The following is a 16870-nucleotide window of genomic DNA, read 5'->3' on the forward strand; positions in this document are numbered from 1 at the left end:
GAATTTCAAATTGCTGATCATCGATCATAGTCAGGAGAGTTCCTTCGGACAAACCAGCGGTTTACGGCCACGCTGGATGCGGCGAAGTACAAGTTGCTCTATCTGTCGGACTCTAAGCTTACGCCACGCCACTTCTACAAAGGAATGTTGAACAACTCGGGTGCGTGTCGAAATTTTACCGCGGTGATGCTAAGCGGCAACTTCATCGGGAAGTAGAACTTATGCGCCGTATCCATCGTCTGCAGCCTGTTGTTGTCGTTGACGAAGCGCATCTCCTATTCGATATGCGTAAGAAAGACACGTATCAGGTCGAAATCTAAATGAACGGGAAAGCCCTAATCTGACTTTCCCGTTTGAATACAATTCAAGGTCAGCATTCCCGTCAAATCGAGGATAACTAACACCGTCTATTGTCGGACAGAGTAGATTAGTTGTAACAATGGACATTGCAGCTTTTATGCATTCATATTGGAATGCTTCATTTATGATCCTTGCTGCTGTTAGTGGTGAACCTTTATCAATTTACGTACTTTTGAATTGGCTAGTAAGCCTTGATATAGCTGATCATTATATTTTAGGATTGTCCCTGAAGTTCTTTTGATGACGAACAAAGACGGCGAAAACAGGAATATCCGGGGCGAAATCCGTTTGGATTGAGAGCAGAACCGTTGTGGTTTTATGGGTATTAAACACAAGAGAAGCCACTAGGTAAAGTATCTATATTTTCATTTTCCGGAAAAGTTTGAAAACGGACCTTTGCTCCAGTAGAAAATAGCAGATTCGGATAAAAAGCAGAATATTGGAGTCCCTATAGCTGTTGATTTGGTAGGGAAGTCTTAATATAGGAGTTTTTTTTCCTGATCATCCATGCGTATATAGAGGACAGTATTAAATTGTTCTCAAAAGAAGCTATCAAAATAAGGGGCTTTGAATTTAGGAGGGTAGAAGGCATATGGGATATATAGTTTGATTTTGGAGTCCCAATAAATGGAATAATGAACTAGCGTTATTTGAACAATTAGAGAGGGGACTCGCATCATGAGACGAAGGTCAACCATGGAAAATATTTTTACTGTTGGAAATTATTTTATTATGATTGTTTTTGCTTTCATTACATTTTTCCCATTTTATTATATCATCATTTATTCCTTATCAGACCCTTCGGCTGCTCAAAATGGGCTCATTACTTTATGGCCCAAAGGATTCACCCTGATCAATTATCAATCGGTGTTTAAGGTAGAGTATCTGGCCAACGCTACCTTGGTCACTTTGACGAGGACGGTGCTCGGAACTATACTCACTCTGATGGGATGCTCCTTATTCGCATACGGACTAACGAAATCGATCCTTCCCTTTCGGAAAACCATGTATCGATTGCTTATCATTTCGATGTACATCAGTTCAGGCCTGATTCCAATGTATTTATTAATAACGATGCTTCATTTAAAAAATAACTTTCTCGTCTATGTCATCCCTTCTATCATCGCACCTTTCTTTCTAATTCTGATCAAAACCTATATCGAACAGCTTCCTCCGGCTTTGGAAGAGGCGGCTATGGTCGAAGGGGCAGGGTACTTTGCAATCTTTTTTAAGATCGTACTGCCTTTATGTTTACCGATCATGGCAACAATAGCGATATTTCAAGCGGTTAATCATTGGAATTCTTGGATGGACAATTTATTTTTTGTGACTGATTCACGATTGCTTACTTTGCAGATGCTGCTGCTCAATTTGATCAAATCACACACGGTATCGGCAACAGCTGCGGCAACCAATGAGCTTTCTGGAATTAAGGTGACACCCAACTCAATCCGGATGACCATTACCATTGTTGCAACCCTGCCTATTATGATAGTTTATCCCTTCCTGCAGCGTTTCTTTATCAAAGGGATCATGCTTGGAGCCGTTAAGGGTTGATAAGCAAAAGGTACAAGGTTAAAATTCGACCATAGTGGCTTTATATACAGAGCTTGTCGTTGTTGTCTTATATAAAAGGAGGATCTCTATGCCAACCAAAAAAATTAGAAATGCTGCACTTTTACTAGTCATTATGATGATCATCTCTTCAATCGCTGCCTGTTCGGGAGGAAACAAGAACAAGAACACTAGCAACATCAGCACCGATAATAAAAATACAGAAACGAGTACGCCATCGGCACCTGCGGTGATAGAGCCCGTTAAGCTAAAAGTATTTGCAGAATGGTTGACCAATCCGCTGAATAACAGTATTCCAAATGACCCGGTCATGCAGGAGATTACGAAGAAAACGGGGATAACGTTGGATTTTGAACCTTTCACCGGTGGCGGTGATGGTATTGCGAAACTAAGCGTGTTGCTCGCAAGCGATGATTTGCCGGATCTTATTATTACATCTGACGTAAGTATGGTTAATAAACTCATTCAAACGAAACAAGTGCTGCCGCTTGACGATTTGCTTAAAACGAACGGTTCTAACATTACAACCAATTTCCAGGATGCACTCGATAAGTATTCAGTCATTTATCCTAATGCGGATAATAAGCATTATTTTGTGAAAGCTCTTATCGACAGTACGGAATTTAACCAGATTCACCATAGCAATGCATGGAATATTCGATGGGATCTTTATAAAAAATTGGGCAAGCCTAAGATGGATACACTGGATGAATATTTGGAAGTATTGAAGCAAATGCAACAATTGGAGCCCGTGAATAAAGAAGGTAAGAAAAATTATGGGTTGGGTGTTAATCTAGGCGATCCTTGGGGTATATTCATCGTCACTAAAGCAACAATGAACGCCCAAGGATTAATTGATAGTGGGAAAGCTACACATATTCTTGACCTCAATAAAAATGAAGTTGTTCCTTTCTTTACAGATCCAGAAGGAAAAATGTGGGATGTTATGAAGTTTTATAACAAGGCTTACCAGGAAGGTGTGCTGGATCCAGAATCCGTTACAATGAAGTTTGCTAACCTTGGAGAAAAAGCAGGCGCCGGACGATACATGTCATTACAAGCAGGTTGGTTAGGTACAACTGGAGGGGAGGAAAAATTCGTTACGGAGGGAACTCCAGAAAAGGGTTTTGTTCCGCTTCCTGTCTGGATGAATTCTGAGAAATCCTACTTGCTACCCAAGAATGCGATCGGAAACCAATTCTTTTGGCTGGTCTCCGCAAAGAGCGCGCATCCAGAGCGAGTCATGGATCTAATGAATTATTTGGCAACACCACAAGGACTTGAATTGGTCACGAACGGGCCAGAAGGAATCGGCTGGGATATGGTGGATGGCAAACCTGTGTTGAAGCCGGAAATAATTGCACTCAAAAAAGCGGACCCGGAAAAATTCACGAAAACGGTTGCAGCTGGTCAATGGTTTCATTTATCCATCTATGGTTCAGAATTCGAGCCTAATGGAACGAGAACCAATTTCTACAGTGAACCTGCCTTAATGCAAGAGGAATTTAAACCCTTCCAGAAGGACTTTCTACAAGATATGGGGTACACTTATCCATCAGAAGGACTTGATAAGATACCCAATAACTCCTTCAGTAATGCGCTTATTGCTTCGATCAGTCCGCCTGTAGGTTCCGACATTGCCACAAAGGAAGCGAGCTTGAACACCTATATGGCAACAGCTGCAGCGGCGGTGATATTCTCCAAAACCGATGCGGACTTTGTTAAAGGGAAAGAAAAATTTATTAGTGAATTGAAAAAACTTGGCGCTGATGAAGTCTTTAAATTTTATTATGACAAGTATGAAGAAATCAAAGGCAAAGAATAGAGTGAAAATACTAATTATAAGGAGATTTGAAATCACATGAAAATGACAAAAGAACAAATTGATTTTTTTGAAACCTTTGGATTCATTAAATTTCCCCAGCTGGTTTCTGACCGATTGGATTGGATTCTAGAGGAATTTACCCAAACTTTTTCAAATACTGACCCACATGATGGTACCCGGCGCTCTTGTGTAGCCCCTTTCATCGATCAACGGATGAGTACATTACTTGACGATCCAAGAATTGAGGGGATTGGTTCTGCTCTGCTAGGGGACGATTTCAACTATATGGGAAGCGACGGGAACTATTACACAGGCAATACAAGCTGGCATAGGGATACTTATCAACCGAATCATAAGCATATCAAGATTGCCTTTTATCTTGACAGACTTGATGAGAACACAGGGGCACTGCGTGTGATTCCGGGAAGCCATCGCATGGAGGATCTATTCGGTAAGGACTTAGGGGAAAAAACAAACAGGAGTGATTTGCACTGGGGTATAGGTGGGGAGAAGGTTCCAGCTTACGTGCTAGACGTTATTCCAGGAGATGTTCTGGTTTTTAACCACAATACATTTCATTCCGCCTGGAACGGGAGTGCCCACCGAAGAATGTTCACGATCAATTTGTGTGAGCGTTACAAAGATCATGAACATCAGGATTTGCTTGACTATATTGCAGGCGCATCCAGATTCTGGATTGACCGTTACTATTCAGAGGTCATGATGAATACGGCATCTCCAGAAAGAATGAAGCATCTGGAGCAAGTGATGGCTAATGATGGCCATCTGGCTGCATTAAGCGCACAAATGCGTTTGACGATGTCCGAGCCTGCAAGGGGATAGCGAATTATCTGAAAAGGGTACTAAGTTTATATAATTTGCAAAAAAGCTGGTGTTTCCTGAAATAGGAGCATCAGCTATTTTTGGTTATCGTCTAAGCTTTCTTAATTGCTTTAACCCGTAAAAATTCTTTAGGTGGCACGCCGAATTTTAATTTAAATAAGCGAAAGAAGTTACTTTGGCTGGAAAACCCGCATTTCTCCATAATATCTTTTATGGTCAGGTTCTGGTCGTTTAATAGCTCCATCGATGCTTCCAAACGAATTTCATTAATGTAATCCCCAATTGAAATCATCTCGTTTGTTTTAAAGGTGCGCCCCAGATAGGATGGCGACAGCTTTAGCTTATCGGCCACAGCTTGCAGACTCAAATTTGGGTCAACAAATTGCTGGTGAATTATTTCTTTAACTGTCTTAAGCAGGGCTATTTTCTTATCCTCGTTGTTCGTTTGAGGGATATTGATAATACCATCAATAATTTGCTCCATTTCTATTTGAATTTCATCTAAGGCCTCGAGCTTGAGAATCATTCGAGTTACGGGATCCAGATCGACAGAAATAGAATGGAGCCGGTTGTTGTTCAAATCACGTATCGTATATTTTATATCCATCAATAGATTCAGTAATAAATAACTGATGCTGTCCGCATCATGCTGTCGGACTAATTGAAAATAATGAATTAAATCATTTTTACATCTCTCAGCCTGTCCAGATCGGATACTATCCATCAAGTGTTTTTTAGGCTCGTCGAGTGATCCGGGTTTATTCTGTATGTTGTGTTCAGCTATCATTTCGGGGGTGATGATGCTTTGGCTGCCAAAAATCATTCTGTATTTGGCATTCTGAAGCAATATTTCATACTGCTGATTAATTTCATCATAGGATTCAATGGTTTTACTAACGACAAAGGATAAAGAGGCTTTGTAGAAATTCATAATCACACGCTGGGTATCTTGAAGCGCCAGCATCCAATAATCCGGCATAACATGATCATTAGCGAGCGGGCTGAATAATAGGGCTAATTGATCATTTCGCAAATTGATTATTTCCAGTTGGGCATAACGTACGACAAGTTCTTGCATAATGTTGGCGACCGCGAATAAAATCAGCTTTCGTTCTTTGTCACTATAATTCTGTAGCTGGTTTTCATTATCTAATAGTAGAATGGAAAGCCTGTATGGACCCAATTCGTTAATGGATAATTGATGCTGCACTATCAAGTCTTGAAACTCTGCGAGGTTCTCAAACGGTTTTTCCTGGACGATTCGTTGCAGGTAGTAGTTTTTGGCGATGTTAATCTTAAATCGATGGTCCTCGGTTAAATATTTTAACCTCTCCATAACAGAGCCGTAAGTGTCAGAAATGAAAGCCAGTTCCAACTTGTCATGGCTGTCTTTATAGCCCCCTATATCCGAGTTTCTATGCTTTTGAATTTGATCCATGAGTATTTCTACGGGCTGATATAGCTTATGAGAAACGAAGAATACGCAGATAATGGAAATTACTATGAAAAGCAACGTCAGCAAAATAGATGAATTACGCAGTTGATCGATATTTTTCATCACATCTCGGTAAGGTTGAACTGTCGCCAATTCCCAATTCAATGATTTGAGCTTCAAGTGGGACATGACGTATTCCTCGTTTTGTATTTTTATAATGGAGGAACCGCTATTATTATTAACCGACTCTATGCGTTGATAGATACTTGCAGCTATATCTGTGCTTGCTTGAGAGCCAGAGGAGGGATCGTAAATAAACTTATCCTGGTCCAAAATATAGATGCTGCTTTGATCGGATTGCCCTGCTCGATTAAGATCAATTAAATTATTAAACAACCATTCTGCCTTGATATTAATAATCAAGGCATTCTCATTTTTGTGGTATCCCCCAGAGGCAGAGTCGTACATCACTAGTGAGAAAATATAAACCGGTTGTTTCTTTTCAGTAAATTGATGAGGAATTAAGCTGAGCTTGGGTACCTGTTGCTTTCCGTCAAGCAGCTTACGAAACGTTGCGGTCATCATACTATCTTTATCGCGCAGGAAAGCATTTCCGCCTGAATATATAGTATCTGTTTTGCCATTGTACACAACTATGGAGTCTAAGTAGCTGGTTGATTCCACATTATAATCTAGCTTGTGAGCTACAGCCAGCATGTCGAATAGCTCTAGGTCATCACGCGTCATTAGTAAATTAACATCATTGTTGAAGTAAAGCGACATGAGCAGCTGTACAAACATTTGATGCATATAATCGGTGCTGTAGCTTAATTGGGTAAGAACCTTTCGATTCGCATTATCCAGCATTTTTAGCGAGTTCTTCTGAGAGTTGTAGATGAGTAGTGCCGACATTATGGAAATAACGAGTACGGAAAGCGCTGTAAATGAGATGAGGATACGGCTTAAATAACGTCTTGATTTATAAATTTTCAAGAAAAACATAGGTCACGCCCCTTGGTTATTCATCACTTCTAAAGATTATATCGACCTATTATCTTTTGTGCTAGAGGAAACGAGGGTATTCGGCTGTTAGAATGCATATTCGGATAAAAAGCATAATCTTGGAGTCTCTATTGCAGCGGTTTAGTAGAGAAGATCGGATTTAGGAGTTTCTTAGATAGGCGATACATGACTATATAGAGAGTAGCACCGTAACCCAAGAAAGGATTGAAACAAAAATGTCCTCAGAAAAGAATCTTGAATTAGCCGCATCTCCCTTAAGTAGTCGTAAACAGAATTGGAATCCGGATAAATGGAAGGCTGTCTGGCCTTTATTGGTTATGACTGTTCCTTTCTTCAGCTTAATGTTTATTTTCTCTTATGTTCCGCTTTGGGGCTGGTATATTGCCTTCACCAATTATTTTCCAGGAGATTCCTTTCTAAAAGCTGAATTCGTCGGATTTAAGCACTTTCAAACCTTATTTAATGGTGGTTTCCAGTTTCAAAACGCTATGCGCAACACTTTGATCTTTAGCGGCTTAGGCTTGCTGCTTAGTCCGCTTCCGATGATCTTTGCTATCATGCTGAACGAAATTAGAGCTCAGTGGTTCAAAAAGCTCGTGCAAACCGTGACCTCCTTTCCCAATTTTATCTCTTGGGTCATTGTATATTCGATTTTTTTCTCATTTTTCTCTCTGGATGATGGATTTATTAATCGACTCTTACTAAACGCAGGATTGATTTCAAATGCGACTGATTTACTCGCTAATTCTGATATTGTGTGGGTATTTCAAACAGGTATCGGCCTTTGGAAGGGATTAGGGTGGTCTGCGATCATCTATATTGCCTCTATAGCTTCGTTGGATCAGGAATTGTTTCAAGCTGCTGAAGTAGATGGAGCAGGGAGGTTTAAACAAATATGGCACATTATGATTCCGGGCTTAATGCCGACATTTGCTGTATTGTTTCTGCTTGGCATCGGACAGTTTCTCTCTGTTGGCTTTGAGCAGTACTATACGTTCGACAATCCTCTCGTGCATTCCAAGATAGACGTATTGGACACTTATGTTTACAACCTGGGTTTACTCCAGTTGAATTATCCCTTCTCTACTGCTGTTGGTATTTTCAAATCGGTTATCAGCATTATTCTGGTATTCTCGGCAAATTATACTTATAAATTGACGACGGGGCGCGGCATTATTTGACTTGAAGCGCGTAAGATCCATTCGTTGCGAAAGAGGGACTGCTTTCAATGTAGAGTTTCAACGGAGAAAGATCGAATACGTCGATATTGGCGGATTCTTTCCTTCCCTTGAAAAATATAAATTGAAGGAGGCAAATATTATGCGTTTTTATCGCCATCGTCACAGCTTGTTGATTTTGCTTATGTTTGTTCTGTTTGTTTCAGTTAGTTCAGTTTCGGTTTCAAATGTATTTGCTGTTGCTCCTGCGCCAACTCCGTTCCCAATTGGTATTCTTGCTCCGCCCAATGCTTATGAATCAACGCAGGAAAAGTATGAAGAACTTGCCGACATGAATGTTAACTTAATCGTCGGTGGACATGAGAATGTTACCAAATCAACGAATGAAACCGCTATTCGTTTGGCAAATGCTAATGGAATACAGACACTTGTTGATGATTGGGGATTTCACTGGGTAACCGAACGTATCCAGCAAATGACAGGCGGAGGAGGATGGTTTGTAGAGATCGGGACCAACGACATCGGTCAAACCTTTACGACTCCTGCAACGGGTTCGAATTGGGTCCTTGGCAGAATTACTTTAAAGACGGATAAACAGAAGTGGCGGGCAGGCGTAAAACTCTGGCTGAATGTGTATGACAGCCCAAGTAAAACGACATTGATCGGATCGGATGCCTTGACATTACCGGTAGATACCTACACGCCGGAATTCGTCATCAATAGGTCGGTTGAAACAAATACATCCTACTACATGGAGTTGACTACAAACAGCGAAACGAAAATAGGGGCATTCGAGACTAGCGTAACAAATGGATATAACGGAGGCCAAGCGTATAAAAATGGAGTTGCACAAAACGTTGATCTGAACTTTGAAGCGATGTTCCTTCAATTCGTGGATTCATTTGCAAACGGAAGACCTTCTGACACTTACTTGGACGATATTGCGAATCACTACAGAGATGTTCCGGGTGTACTGGGTTACAATTTGAGAGATGAACCGGGATCAAGTCAGTTTGCTAGCGTTCAGGAAGCGGTAGATCGTCTGAAAGTGAATGATCCCGATCATATGGCACTTGTTAACTTGTATCCGAATTATGCATCTCCTTCGCAACTGGGAACGGATCAGGTAGATGGTGAGTTTGTCACTAGCGCGCAGTCGTTAGGACAGACATTCAGGACAGGGGCTGACATCAGCCGCATCGCAACGATCCAATTGTGGCTGGAGAGCGCTAATGTCGGACCAGGTGAGACCTTGACCTTGACTTTATGGAATTCGACTGCCAAGACAAGCGAAATCGCTCATGCAACGATAACGAGCCCGACGACCAATTGGCCACAGTTCATGTTAAATGCGGATGTTACTCCGAATACGAATTATTATTGGGAGCTGACGCATAACGGTGGAGGTAATAATAGTGTCGGTTGGGTAGATCGCTCGGTTACTGGTGTGAATTGGATTAATAATGGGACGGCTTATAAAGCTGGCACCGTGCTCAATGCCGATTACTGGTTTACAATCAACCAGAACATTACGGGCGGAACTTATGAAGACTATGTATATCGATGGGTGCGTAATAGTCCCGATGTCCTAATGTTCGATTATTATCCTTACGGGACTGTTACAGATGCTTATTATGACAATTTGGAAGTCATACGCCGCCAAGCTCATCTTGGGAATATCGACTTCTGGTCGTACATTCAATCCTATTCGACTCCGACTCCAACCAAGGAACAGATGGGTTTTCAAATCTATACGAACTTGGCTTATGGAGCAAAAGGATATGTATATTTTACGTATAATACACCGCAGGGATTAGACAATGGGCTTATCCTGCCGGAGGGCGAGAAAAACACGAGCTACTTCGCGGCGAAGGATCTGAATGCCGAGGTGTTGAAGCTCGGTCCGACCTTGACAACGCTTTCCTCTCAAGCGGTATACCATACGGGGACTGTACCAGCTACTTCAGTTTCATTGCCGTCTTCCTTCTTCTGGCAATTAGCGGACACCAGCCAGCCTGCGTTAATCGGTTATTTCACCAATAGCAGCGGCAAAAAATACGTTATGGTCGTGAACAAGGATACGACAAACACGAGAACATTCACATTTAATCTTTCTCCTAAACCAACCACTGTAACGGAAATTTCCAAAACAACGGGAGCGGAGATTGTTACTAGCTATAGCAGCACAACAGGCTCTCTATCTGCAAGCTTTGCCCCAGGTGAGGGAAGGCTGTATGCCTTGCCGTCTACTTATGAGGGTACGAATCTATTAAGCAATGCGGATTTTGAGACGATGAGTCCCGGATTATCCTATCCGGATGGTTGGAATGGGGGGTATACAGGTAACTGGAATGATCAATTCTCTCAAAGCGGTTCGCATTCACTCCGTTTGAACCCCATTTCAACAAATTGGAACCGTCTTATAAGCACAATCAATATTCCTATGGACCCGGCTAAACATTACAGGGTGCGCGCATGGGTGAAGAGTTTATCGAGCACTGGAACTTCTAATATGTTTATACGGGAAGTGTTCACGAATTCAACTGATCACTATGTTAAGAAGGCGATACCGCTTCAGCCCGGATGGAATCAGGTTGAAATGGATTATACCCCGGGTACGCTGGTAGACTTTGTTTGGATTGGTATTGAAGCAGATAATCAAATTAATGGACCGATTTGGGTAGATGACTTGTATTTTCAGGAAATTCCGTAAGTAGATATTATCGAGATATCTTATGGCTTGTCCAGGTTGCCATCCAATAGTATATCACTTAGTAGGAATCCGAATTTTTGCCCAACGATACTTCATGAAACATAGCCAAATGCTTGAGGAATCAAATGAATATTTACTAATGTTGGAGGCCTTATTGATGAGTACAACTAAAAAAATTACATTAACAGAGGGATGGGTTATTGATCTTGATTACGAAAATAAAGGCGTTATTGAACAATGGTTCCAAAAAGGTCCTTCAGAAACTTCCGCAGATGTAAGTGTACCTGGTATTATTCAGCAAGTGTATCCGGGTTATCATGGGGTTGTTTGGTACTGGTTGAGATTTACACCTGCAATTGCTCCAGAGCATGGTGAGAAATGCTCGCTGTATTTTGGAGCTGTAGACTATTATGCGGAGGTTTGGCTGAACGGACAGTACCTAGGTCATCATGAAGGAGGGGAAACGCCTTTTGACTTTGATTGCACAGAATCATTGGAGGCTGAATCTGAAAACCTGCTTGCGGTTCGTATCATTAACCCGACGAATGATTCAATAGATGGATTTGTTCTAAAAGAGACTCCTCATTATTGCAAAACGATCCCTTATGCTGTAGGTGCAGCATACAATCAACAATACTTGGAGTCCGATTAATGTTAATGTAGGCAATCGTGAAAACACGGCTGCTGGCTGATTCGGATTTACAGTATCCGCTTCAGCGATACCTTGGGGAATCAGCTACTTAAAGGTCGTCATTAAAGGAAGCAACGACGAGCACTGGGTGCCTCAGCTCGGGGAGATCGGCATCATGTACGGTTATGATACGACAGTGGGCAATCCCGGGGGGCCGGCAAGTCTTGTTGCTAACAGTGGATTTGAGTCGGGATTGTGGGAGCCCCGGACTTCAGTCGCGCTGGATACCGCAGTGAAATACAGCGGCAATCAAAGCGCGGGCCTAACGTCAGGGAACATAGCGCAATGGATGTCAAGCGCGATCGCTGAAATCGAATTGGGTAAAAAATACTCGGTTTCAATGCGTTTGAAGACGGAAGGCATTTCGGCCCCGGATGGAGTGAAGGTCGAGCTGATGCAGGTTGACGTGAACGGCAACGACATCGACTTGTACGGAGCCCGGGGGGCTATATTACAACGGGCGGAACCCAGGATTGGACGAGATATACGATCGACAATATCACTATTCTGGCCGCCGGTCTGAGAGTCATCGTAAGAACGGCTGCAGGCACGAAAGGCAAGATGTGGAGTCGTGATGACCGATCGTGAGATGGACGAATCATTTATCGATAAGCTGGAATCGTTAGATGGCATTTTCGCCCAGAAAATTCACGGTTGGCTTCTCATCGACCCTGATACCAAACTTGAAGCGGCTTGTCGGGCGGACTTCATCATGAAGTTGGTGAATATGCTTGGCTTGCATGCCGAATTTACATCGACTTTCGCAGATGTGCAGCCGAAATCAACTTCGATCCTCGCGCACCAATCAGCCGTCAGGACGTCATGGTTATGCTGACCAGAGCGCTTCAATCGACTGGGGCGATTAAGCCTGCAACATCCGGTTCAACGCTTGACGGCTATCGGGATGCGAATCAGATCGCGGCATACGCTGCGGACAGCGCAGCGACGATGGCAGAGTGCGGGCTTGTTACGGGCGCTAACGGGTTCATGAAGCCGAAGCGCTTGACAAGCAGAGCGGAAGCGGCGACATTCTTGTACCGTGCGATCGGATTGATCGAGAAATAACAGCTGGGGTAAGCTGTGAACCGCCGTGCCGGAACCGAGGTTCCGGCACGGCGGTTGTTTTGAATCGTATGGGAGGGTATCAACATGAACGAGCATCAATCGGGTAAAAAACAAATCATTATTGTAGGTGGTGGAGCGCGGGGACTGTTCTTTACCAAAATGCTGACGCAAGACCTGGGCCGGGAAGTCGCCGCCATTGTGGATACGCACGTGGCCGGACATGAGGCGATTCGTCATCGTTTAGAGGTTTACGGTGTGCCGCATATTCCGATCTATAAAGATGTGGATGAAGCAATCGCGGAAATTCCTAGCTCGCAGGCGGATACGATGTTTATTATGACGCCGGAGTGGACGCATATGGACATTTTCCGCAAAGCGGTAAATAACGGTTTTCATATTTTTCTGGAGAAACCGCTGGCAACCACGCTGGAGGATACGAACGAGATTATGGAGCTGGCGAAGAAGGCGGATCAGATTGTTCAGGTTGGATTCGTGTTGCGTTACACGGCGTTCTATCAGAAGATCAAGGCGGCCGTCGATCGGAACGAGATCGGGAAAATCATGATCGTTCAAATGAATGAACGTCTCGGCTTGCAGCACGGGGCTACGTTCAAACGAAGCTGGCATCGGCTCGATCGCTATACGGGCGGGTTCATGAACGAGAAATGTACGCATGACCTGGACCTGATGTGCTGGATGAAAGAGCAGCAATCTTATCCTGTTGAAGTTTCGTCCTTCGGCGGAGTGAGCCATGCAACGGATAAGGCGCTGCCGCTGAACTGCGCCGATTGCGAGCTGGAGTGCCCGTGGCGGTTCAAAGATTTTTCGTCGGACAAGAGCATTAATGGTGAAGTGTATACGGATGATACTTTTGCGCCGCATGGACAGTGCGTGTTTCATTCGGATTCTGATGTGAACGATCACCAGACGGTTAATGTTCGCTTCGCGGACGGCACGCAAGGGGTATTTACCGCCATCTCGGTCAGCGGCTTGCCTGGCAGAGACTTGATGCTGCATGGCAGTGCCGGCTATATTCAAGGCAATCTTGAAACCGGCGAGATCACGCTGCACCGTTATTGGGACGGTACGACGGAGCGGCTCGATGTAGAAGGAGCGGACAGTCATGGCGGCGGCGATCTGGCGATTGTCGGCAGCTTCCTGGATTGTATTGCGGAAGACGTGAAGCCTTTGTCTACGGTGGCCGCTGGCGTACGTGCTGGTGCCATTGCGTTCGCAGCCGATCGCAGCAATCGCGAGGGCGTCAGCGTTCGGGTGGAGCAACTGGTTTAGCAGAGAGCAAAAGATAAAACGGCTTTTGTCCTGAGAGCGATGGGACAAGGCCTGGATATAAAGCTGCAAATAAAGATGTGCCAATTCTTTGGTCTGTAATAGATTCAAAGTTAATATTTCAAGACTACTTCGACATAGAGCCTAAAATGCTAGTATATTCACTCTTTTGTTACTAAATCAAAGATAATTTGGTAGAAATACAAGGCATAGCGGAAACACGTGCTTACGAGCAGCTAAAAATGCCACATAACAAATACGGGTTATGTTTGGTGAATGAGTCCAAATTTATGAGACAAGGGTTAGTCATTGAGGATCGTTATTATCTTTACAGTATCTTTTTTGATATAACCATAGGTGCCGCTACAGATGAAGTACCATATACGATCAAGATCAGGGAGATGATTAGTACTGCAACAATGGATTCTCAAAAGTATCGTGGAATAACAGTTAACTTTGTAGACATAGAAAAGCTAGTGTATAAGAAGGAAGTCATTGTACATTATAGTCCTGAGCATCAAGATAAAGTTATTATGATAATTAAGCCGGATATTGATCAGAAGGGCGATAAATTTTATCACATTGAAGTTGAAGAGCTGTGGAATTCAGAAAGAATCAAAGATTCGTTCGTAATTACGAATTACATTCATGCACAATATAATCCTGGTAGAAGGAATTTTAATCATATTGATTTTTCTGTGAATCAATATTCTATTTCTGTTTTTATTGAAAAGTTCAGGGATGCTGTAACGGATAGAAGTTCCTATAGATAGATATGGAGATGAGCACTATAAAATCTGGTGTGTTGAAAGCGAAGCGATTGAAATCAATTACCATCACATAGAAACAACCCGATGATCTGTGACTATTCTTCAAAATTATATTTACAGTATACTCCATGCCGATCCAATCAGAATGAAGTGACAGGTCACGATGGTATCTATTTAGTGAGAAAACAAGATGTGGATTTGTATTTGCAAAGATATAACCCCGTTCAATTAAGAGATAGCATCAGAGAAACGGTTAATAAAAAATATAAGACTGTTAACTTTGGTGAGTCAAAAGGGATTACTTTTGAAAGAGTATTAATCTATCCTACACAGCCATTCACTTGATGCGATTAAGAACTGATTGTGTCTGACACCGCTCAGTACTTCACATTCGGTAATCGTCGAAAAGAATATTCGTCGTTTTTCTTAAGTTAACAGTCGCATGATCGTTGTCCAGAATAGCGATGACGATATCCGAATCGAATAAATATCCGGAGTGGTTGTGGGTCACTTTCCCCAGTCCTCCTGTGACTCCTGAATACGGTCTAATAATTCCTGTGCTTCCCCGGGATTCAGAATCCCAGCTACACTTAAAATGTCATCAACCGAGTAATCGTCAATATCTTCTATGGTTTCTGCATCGAGATGACCAACCTTTTGGTCGAGATGTTGTTGTCAGATAAAAACTCCCTTAAGTCTTTTGCTATATGAGGATGGAGTTTACGAACCATTGCCAAGAGAATCACTCCTTTATCAAAATATGTTGCTAAATCGTTCGCTTCCTGCGATCTTCATCGATCTTTACTTATAAACAATTATACCCGATAATGGAACGAACGGATACGACCGCGGCACACAGAACGAGCCAATATCGTGTGGCTTTCATGTACGATTGGGATTAATGTTAGAGCGCCCACCACTTGCCCACATTTTGCCCACATTGTGTAAAAAGAAGACACCTTAGAGTGATGAAATTTGCTCTAAGGTGTCTTTTTGCATTTATTTATGAAGTATTCATACATCTCCGAGAATTCTGCGGCAAGGGGGACGGATAACTCTTGCTGGTACAGATTTGATATGTACGCATAATGTTGCGTAAATGATACATGATCCTTCAATTCTCTATAAGCCTGAAGCAGGTACAAGTTCGCTTCCTCGTCCCATTCATCGCTTAGAAGCAGTTTCTTTATTATGAGGATTGCTTGCTCGACTCTTCGATGCGTTAGCAGACACCGACTCAGCTGTTTGGCGAATCGGGAATACAATCTGTGCAGACGGATTTGCTCGGTAATCGACCATTCATAGGATCGGTCCTCGAATAATTCGCCGGTATACAGTTGCTCGCATGCCAATGCCTCCTCAATTTGATCGGATTCAATTGTAGTGAATTGAGCAACCTGATCTTCGAATTGCACGAAATCGATCTCGATGTGATCGAGGAGCAGCCAGTATTGATCTTGAGAATGGACAATGATGTTCTTATGACCAAGAGCATGCAGGGTTTTACGAAGCTGATAGATATTTGTATTCACGTAGGTTGCAGCATTCTTCTGTGGCATATCTGAGTAAAGGTGTTCGAGGATCCGGCTTTTGGACACAGGGCGACCTCTATGTATTAGCAGGTAAGCAAACAGCTCCATACTTTTCTTCGAGATCCATTTGGCAAGTCCAACTTGTTCGCTCCTTACTTCGAACCCTCCAATGGCACGCACCATTAGCTTTCCGGTGGGACTGCCCGCAATCGTGGACTTTTCTCTGATTCTTGCTGCGGCTCGCATGACCGTCTGTTCCAGGCGTGATTTCGAAACCGGCTTAATCATATAATCCAGGGGATAGCTGTCGAATGAATCAATAGCAAATTCCTTGTGTGAGGTTACGAACACAATGTCTACCTCACTGTGGGTGGAACGGAGCCGACGGGCGACCTCTAACCCGTGATCCTGCCCAATCATGATATCTATGAATACTAGATCAATAGCTTCTTGCCGTATTTGCTCAAGCGCCTGTGCGGCATTCTGATAACAACCAACCACGACTACGCCACTTATCTCGGATAGTAAGCGATTCATCACGATATGCATGGCCTTCTCATCATCAATCACAAT

14 protein-coding genes are annotated in these 16870 nt (G+C 42.9%); 11 read left to right on the top strand and 3 right to left on the bottom strand.

Annotated features, from left to right (window positions below):
* The first annotated feature begins 1038 nt into the window (after nt 1–1038).
* The 3 genes from IEY46_RS30465 (at nt 1039) to IEY46_RS30475 (ending at nt 4603) form a co-directional block, all read left to right on the top strand.
* A complete protein-coding gene (locus IEY46_RS30465) occupies nt 1039–1917 on the top strand; it encodes a carbohydrate ABC transporter permease (protein ID WP_188998399.1) in 879 nt (292 codons plus the stop codon).
* Between the two features lie 88 nt (nt 1918–2005).
* Nucleotides 2006–3760, top strand: a complete 1755-nt coding sequence (locus IEY46_RS30470; RefSeq protein ID WP_188998402.1) for an extracellular solute-binding protein — start codon at nt 2006–2008, stop codon at nt 3758–3760.
* A gap of 36 nt (nt 3761–3796) precedes the next feature.
* Nucleotides 3797–4603: a phytanoyl-CoA dioxygenase family protein gene (locus IEY46_RS30475; protein ID WP_188998405.1), complete on the top strand. Its 807-nt coding sequence runs from the start codon at nt 3797–3799 to the stop codon at nt 4601–4603.
* 91 nt (nt 4604–4694) lie between these two features.
* Here IEY46_RS30475 and IEY46_RS30480 read toward each other — a convergent pair whose 3' ends face one another.
* Nucleotides 4695–7040: a helix-turn-helix domain-containing protein gene (locus tag IEY46_RS30480; RefSeq protein ID WP_229750649.1), complete on the bottom strand. Its 2346-nt coding sequence runs from the start codon at nt 7038–7040 to the stop codon at nt 4695–4697.
* A gap of 236 nt (nt 7041–7276) precedes the next feature.
* On the opposite strand from IEY46_RS30480, the gene IEY46_RS30485 reads away from it, so the two are divergent.
* From IEY46_RS30485 to IEY46_RS30515, 8 genes are all read left to right on the top strand, one after another.
* A complete protein-coding gene (locus tag IEY46_RS30485; RefSeq protein ID WP_229750650.1) occupies nt 7277–8242 on the top strand; it encodes an ABC transporter permease in 966 nt (321 codons plus the stop codon).
* 139 nt (nt 8243–8381) lie between these two features.
* A complete protein-coding gene (locus IEY46_RS30490; RefSeq protein WP_188998410.1) occupies nt 8382–10952 on the top strand; it encodes a carbohydrate binding domain-containing protein in 2571 nt (856 codons plus the stop codon).
* A gap of 157 nt (nt 10953–11109) precedes the next feature.
* Nucleotides 11110–11604, top strand: a complete 495-nt coding sequence (locus IEY46_RS30495) for a sugar-binding domain-containing protein (protein WP_188998413.1) — start codon at nt 11110–11112, stop codon at nt 11602–11604.
* Between the two features lie 154 nt (nt 11605–11758).
* Nucleotides 11759–12166: a hypothetical protein gene (locus IEY46_RS30500; RefSeq protein ID WP_188998416.1), complete on the top strand. Its 408-nt coding sequence runs from the start codon at nt 11759–11761 to the stop codon at nt 12164–12166.
* Nucleotides 12167–12217: 51 nt separating this feature from the next.
* Entirely contained in the window at nt 12218–12478 is a 261-nt protein-coding gene (locus tag IEY46_RS36605; protein WP_229750651.1) for a hypothetical protein, read from the top strand.
* On the top strand, nt 12472–12708 hold the full coding sequence (locus IEY46_RS36610; RefSeq protein WP_229750652.1) for an S-layer homology domain-containing protein: 237 nt from the start codon (nt 12472–12474) through the stop codon (nt 12706–12708). Before IEY46_RS36605 ends, IEY46_RS36610 begins: the two co-directional genes overlap by 7 nt.
* A gap of 84 nt (nt 12709–12792) precedes the next feature.
* A complete protein-coding gene (locus tag IEY46_RS30510; RefSeq protein WP_188998419.1) occupies nt 12793–13998 on the top strand; it encodes a Gfo/Idh/MocA family protein in 1206 nt (401 codons plus the stop codon).
* Nucleotides 13999–14285: 287 nt separating this feature from the next.
* Nucleotides 14286–14768 carry a hypothetical protein gene (locus IEY46_RS30515; RefSeq protein ID WP_188998422.1) on the top strand — a complete coding sequence of 161 codons (483 nt, stop codon included), beginning with the start codon at nt 14286–14288 and terminating at the stop codon, nt 14766–14768.
* 382 nt (nt 14769–15150) lie between these two features.
* On the opposite strand, the gene IEY46_RS36835 is transcribed toward IEY46_RS30515, so the two are convergent.
* Nucleotides 15151–15276, bottom strand: a complete 126-nt coding sequence (locus tag IEY46_RS36835) for a hypothetical protein (protein WP_268239551.1) — start codon at nt 15274–15276, stop codon at nt 15151–15153.
* Between the two features lie 469 nt (nt 15277–15745).
* A complete protein-coding gene (locus tag IEY46_RS30520) occupies nt 15746–16867 on the bottom strand; it encodes a response regulator (RefSeq protein WP_188998425.1) in 1122 nt (373 codons plus the stop codon).
* Nucleotides 16868–16870 lie beyond the last annotated feature (3 nt).

Origin of the sequence: Paenibacillus nasutitermitis (assembly GCF_014641075.1) — a bacterium.
GTDB lineage: Bacteria > Bacillota > Bacilli > Paenibacillales > Paenibacillaceae > Paenibacillus_Z > Paenibacillus_Z nasutitermitis.

What these genes read in the sequence shown, in the direction of transcription:
- IEY46_RS30465 (WP_188998399.1), top strand. Translation starts at nt 1,039, where the DNA reads ATGAGACGAAGGTCAACCATGGAAAATATTTTTACTGTTGGAAATTAT.
- IEY46_RS30470 (WP_188998402.1), top strand. Translation starts at nt 2,006, where the DNA reads ATGCCAACCAAAAAAATTAGAAATGCTGCACTTTTACTAGTCATTATG.
- IEY46_RS30475 (WP_188998405.1), top strand. Translation starts at nt 3,797, where the DNA reads ATGAAAATGACAAAAGAACAAATTGATTTTTTTGAAACCTTTGGATTC.
- IEY46_RS30480 (WP_229750649.1), bottom strand. Translation starts at nt 7,040, where the DNA reads ATGTTTTTCTTGAAAATTTATAAATCAAGACGTTATTTAAGCCGTATC.
- IEY46_RS30485 (WP_229750650.1), top strand. Translation starts at nt 7,277, where the DNA reads ATGTCCTCAGAAAAGAATCTTGAATTAGCCGCATCTCCCTTAAGTAGT.
- IEY46_RS30490 (WP_188998410.1), top strand. Translation starts at nt 8,382, where the DNA reads ATGCGTTTTTATCGCCATCGTCACAGCTTGTTGATTTTGCTTATGTTT.
- IEY46_RS30495 (WP_188998413.1), top strand. Translation starts at nt 11,110, where the DNA reads ATGAGTACAACTAAAAAAATTACATTAACAGAGGGATGGGTTATTGAT.
- IEY46_RS30500 (WP_188998416.1), top strand. Translation starts at nt 11,759, where the DNA reads ATGTACGGTTATGATACGACAGTGGGCAATCCCGGGGGGCCGGCAAGT.
- IEY46_RS36605 (WP_229750651.1), top strand. Translation starts at nt 12,218, where the DNA reads ATGACCGATCGTGAGATGGACGAATCATTTATCGATAAGCTGGAATCG.
- IEY46_RS36610 (WP_229750652.1), top strand. Translation starts at nt 12,472, where the DNA reads ATGCTGACCAGAGCGCTTCAATCGACTGGGGCGATTAAGCCTGCAACA.
- IEY46_RS30510 (WP_188998419.1), top strand. Translation starts at nt 12,793, where the DNA reads ATGAACGAGCATCAATCGGGTAAAAAACAAATCATTATTGTAGGTGGT.
- IEY46_RS30515 (WP_188998422.1), top strand. Translation starts at nt 14,286, where the DNA reads ATGAGACAAGGGTTAGTCATTGAGGATCGTTATTATCTTTACAGTATC.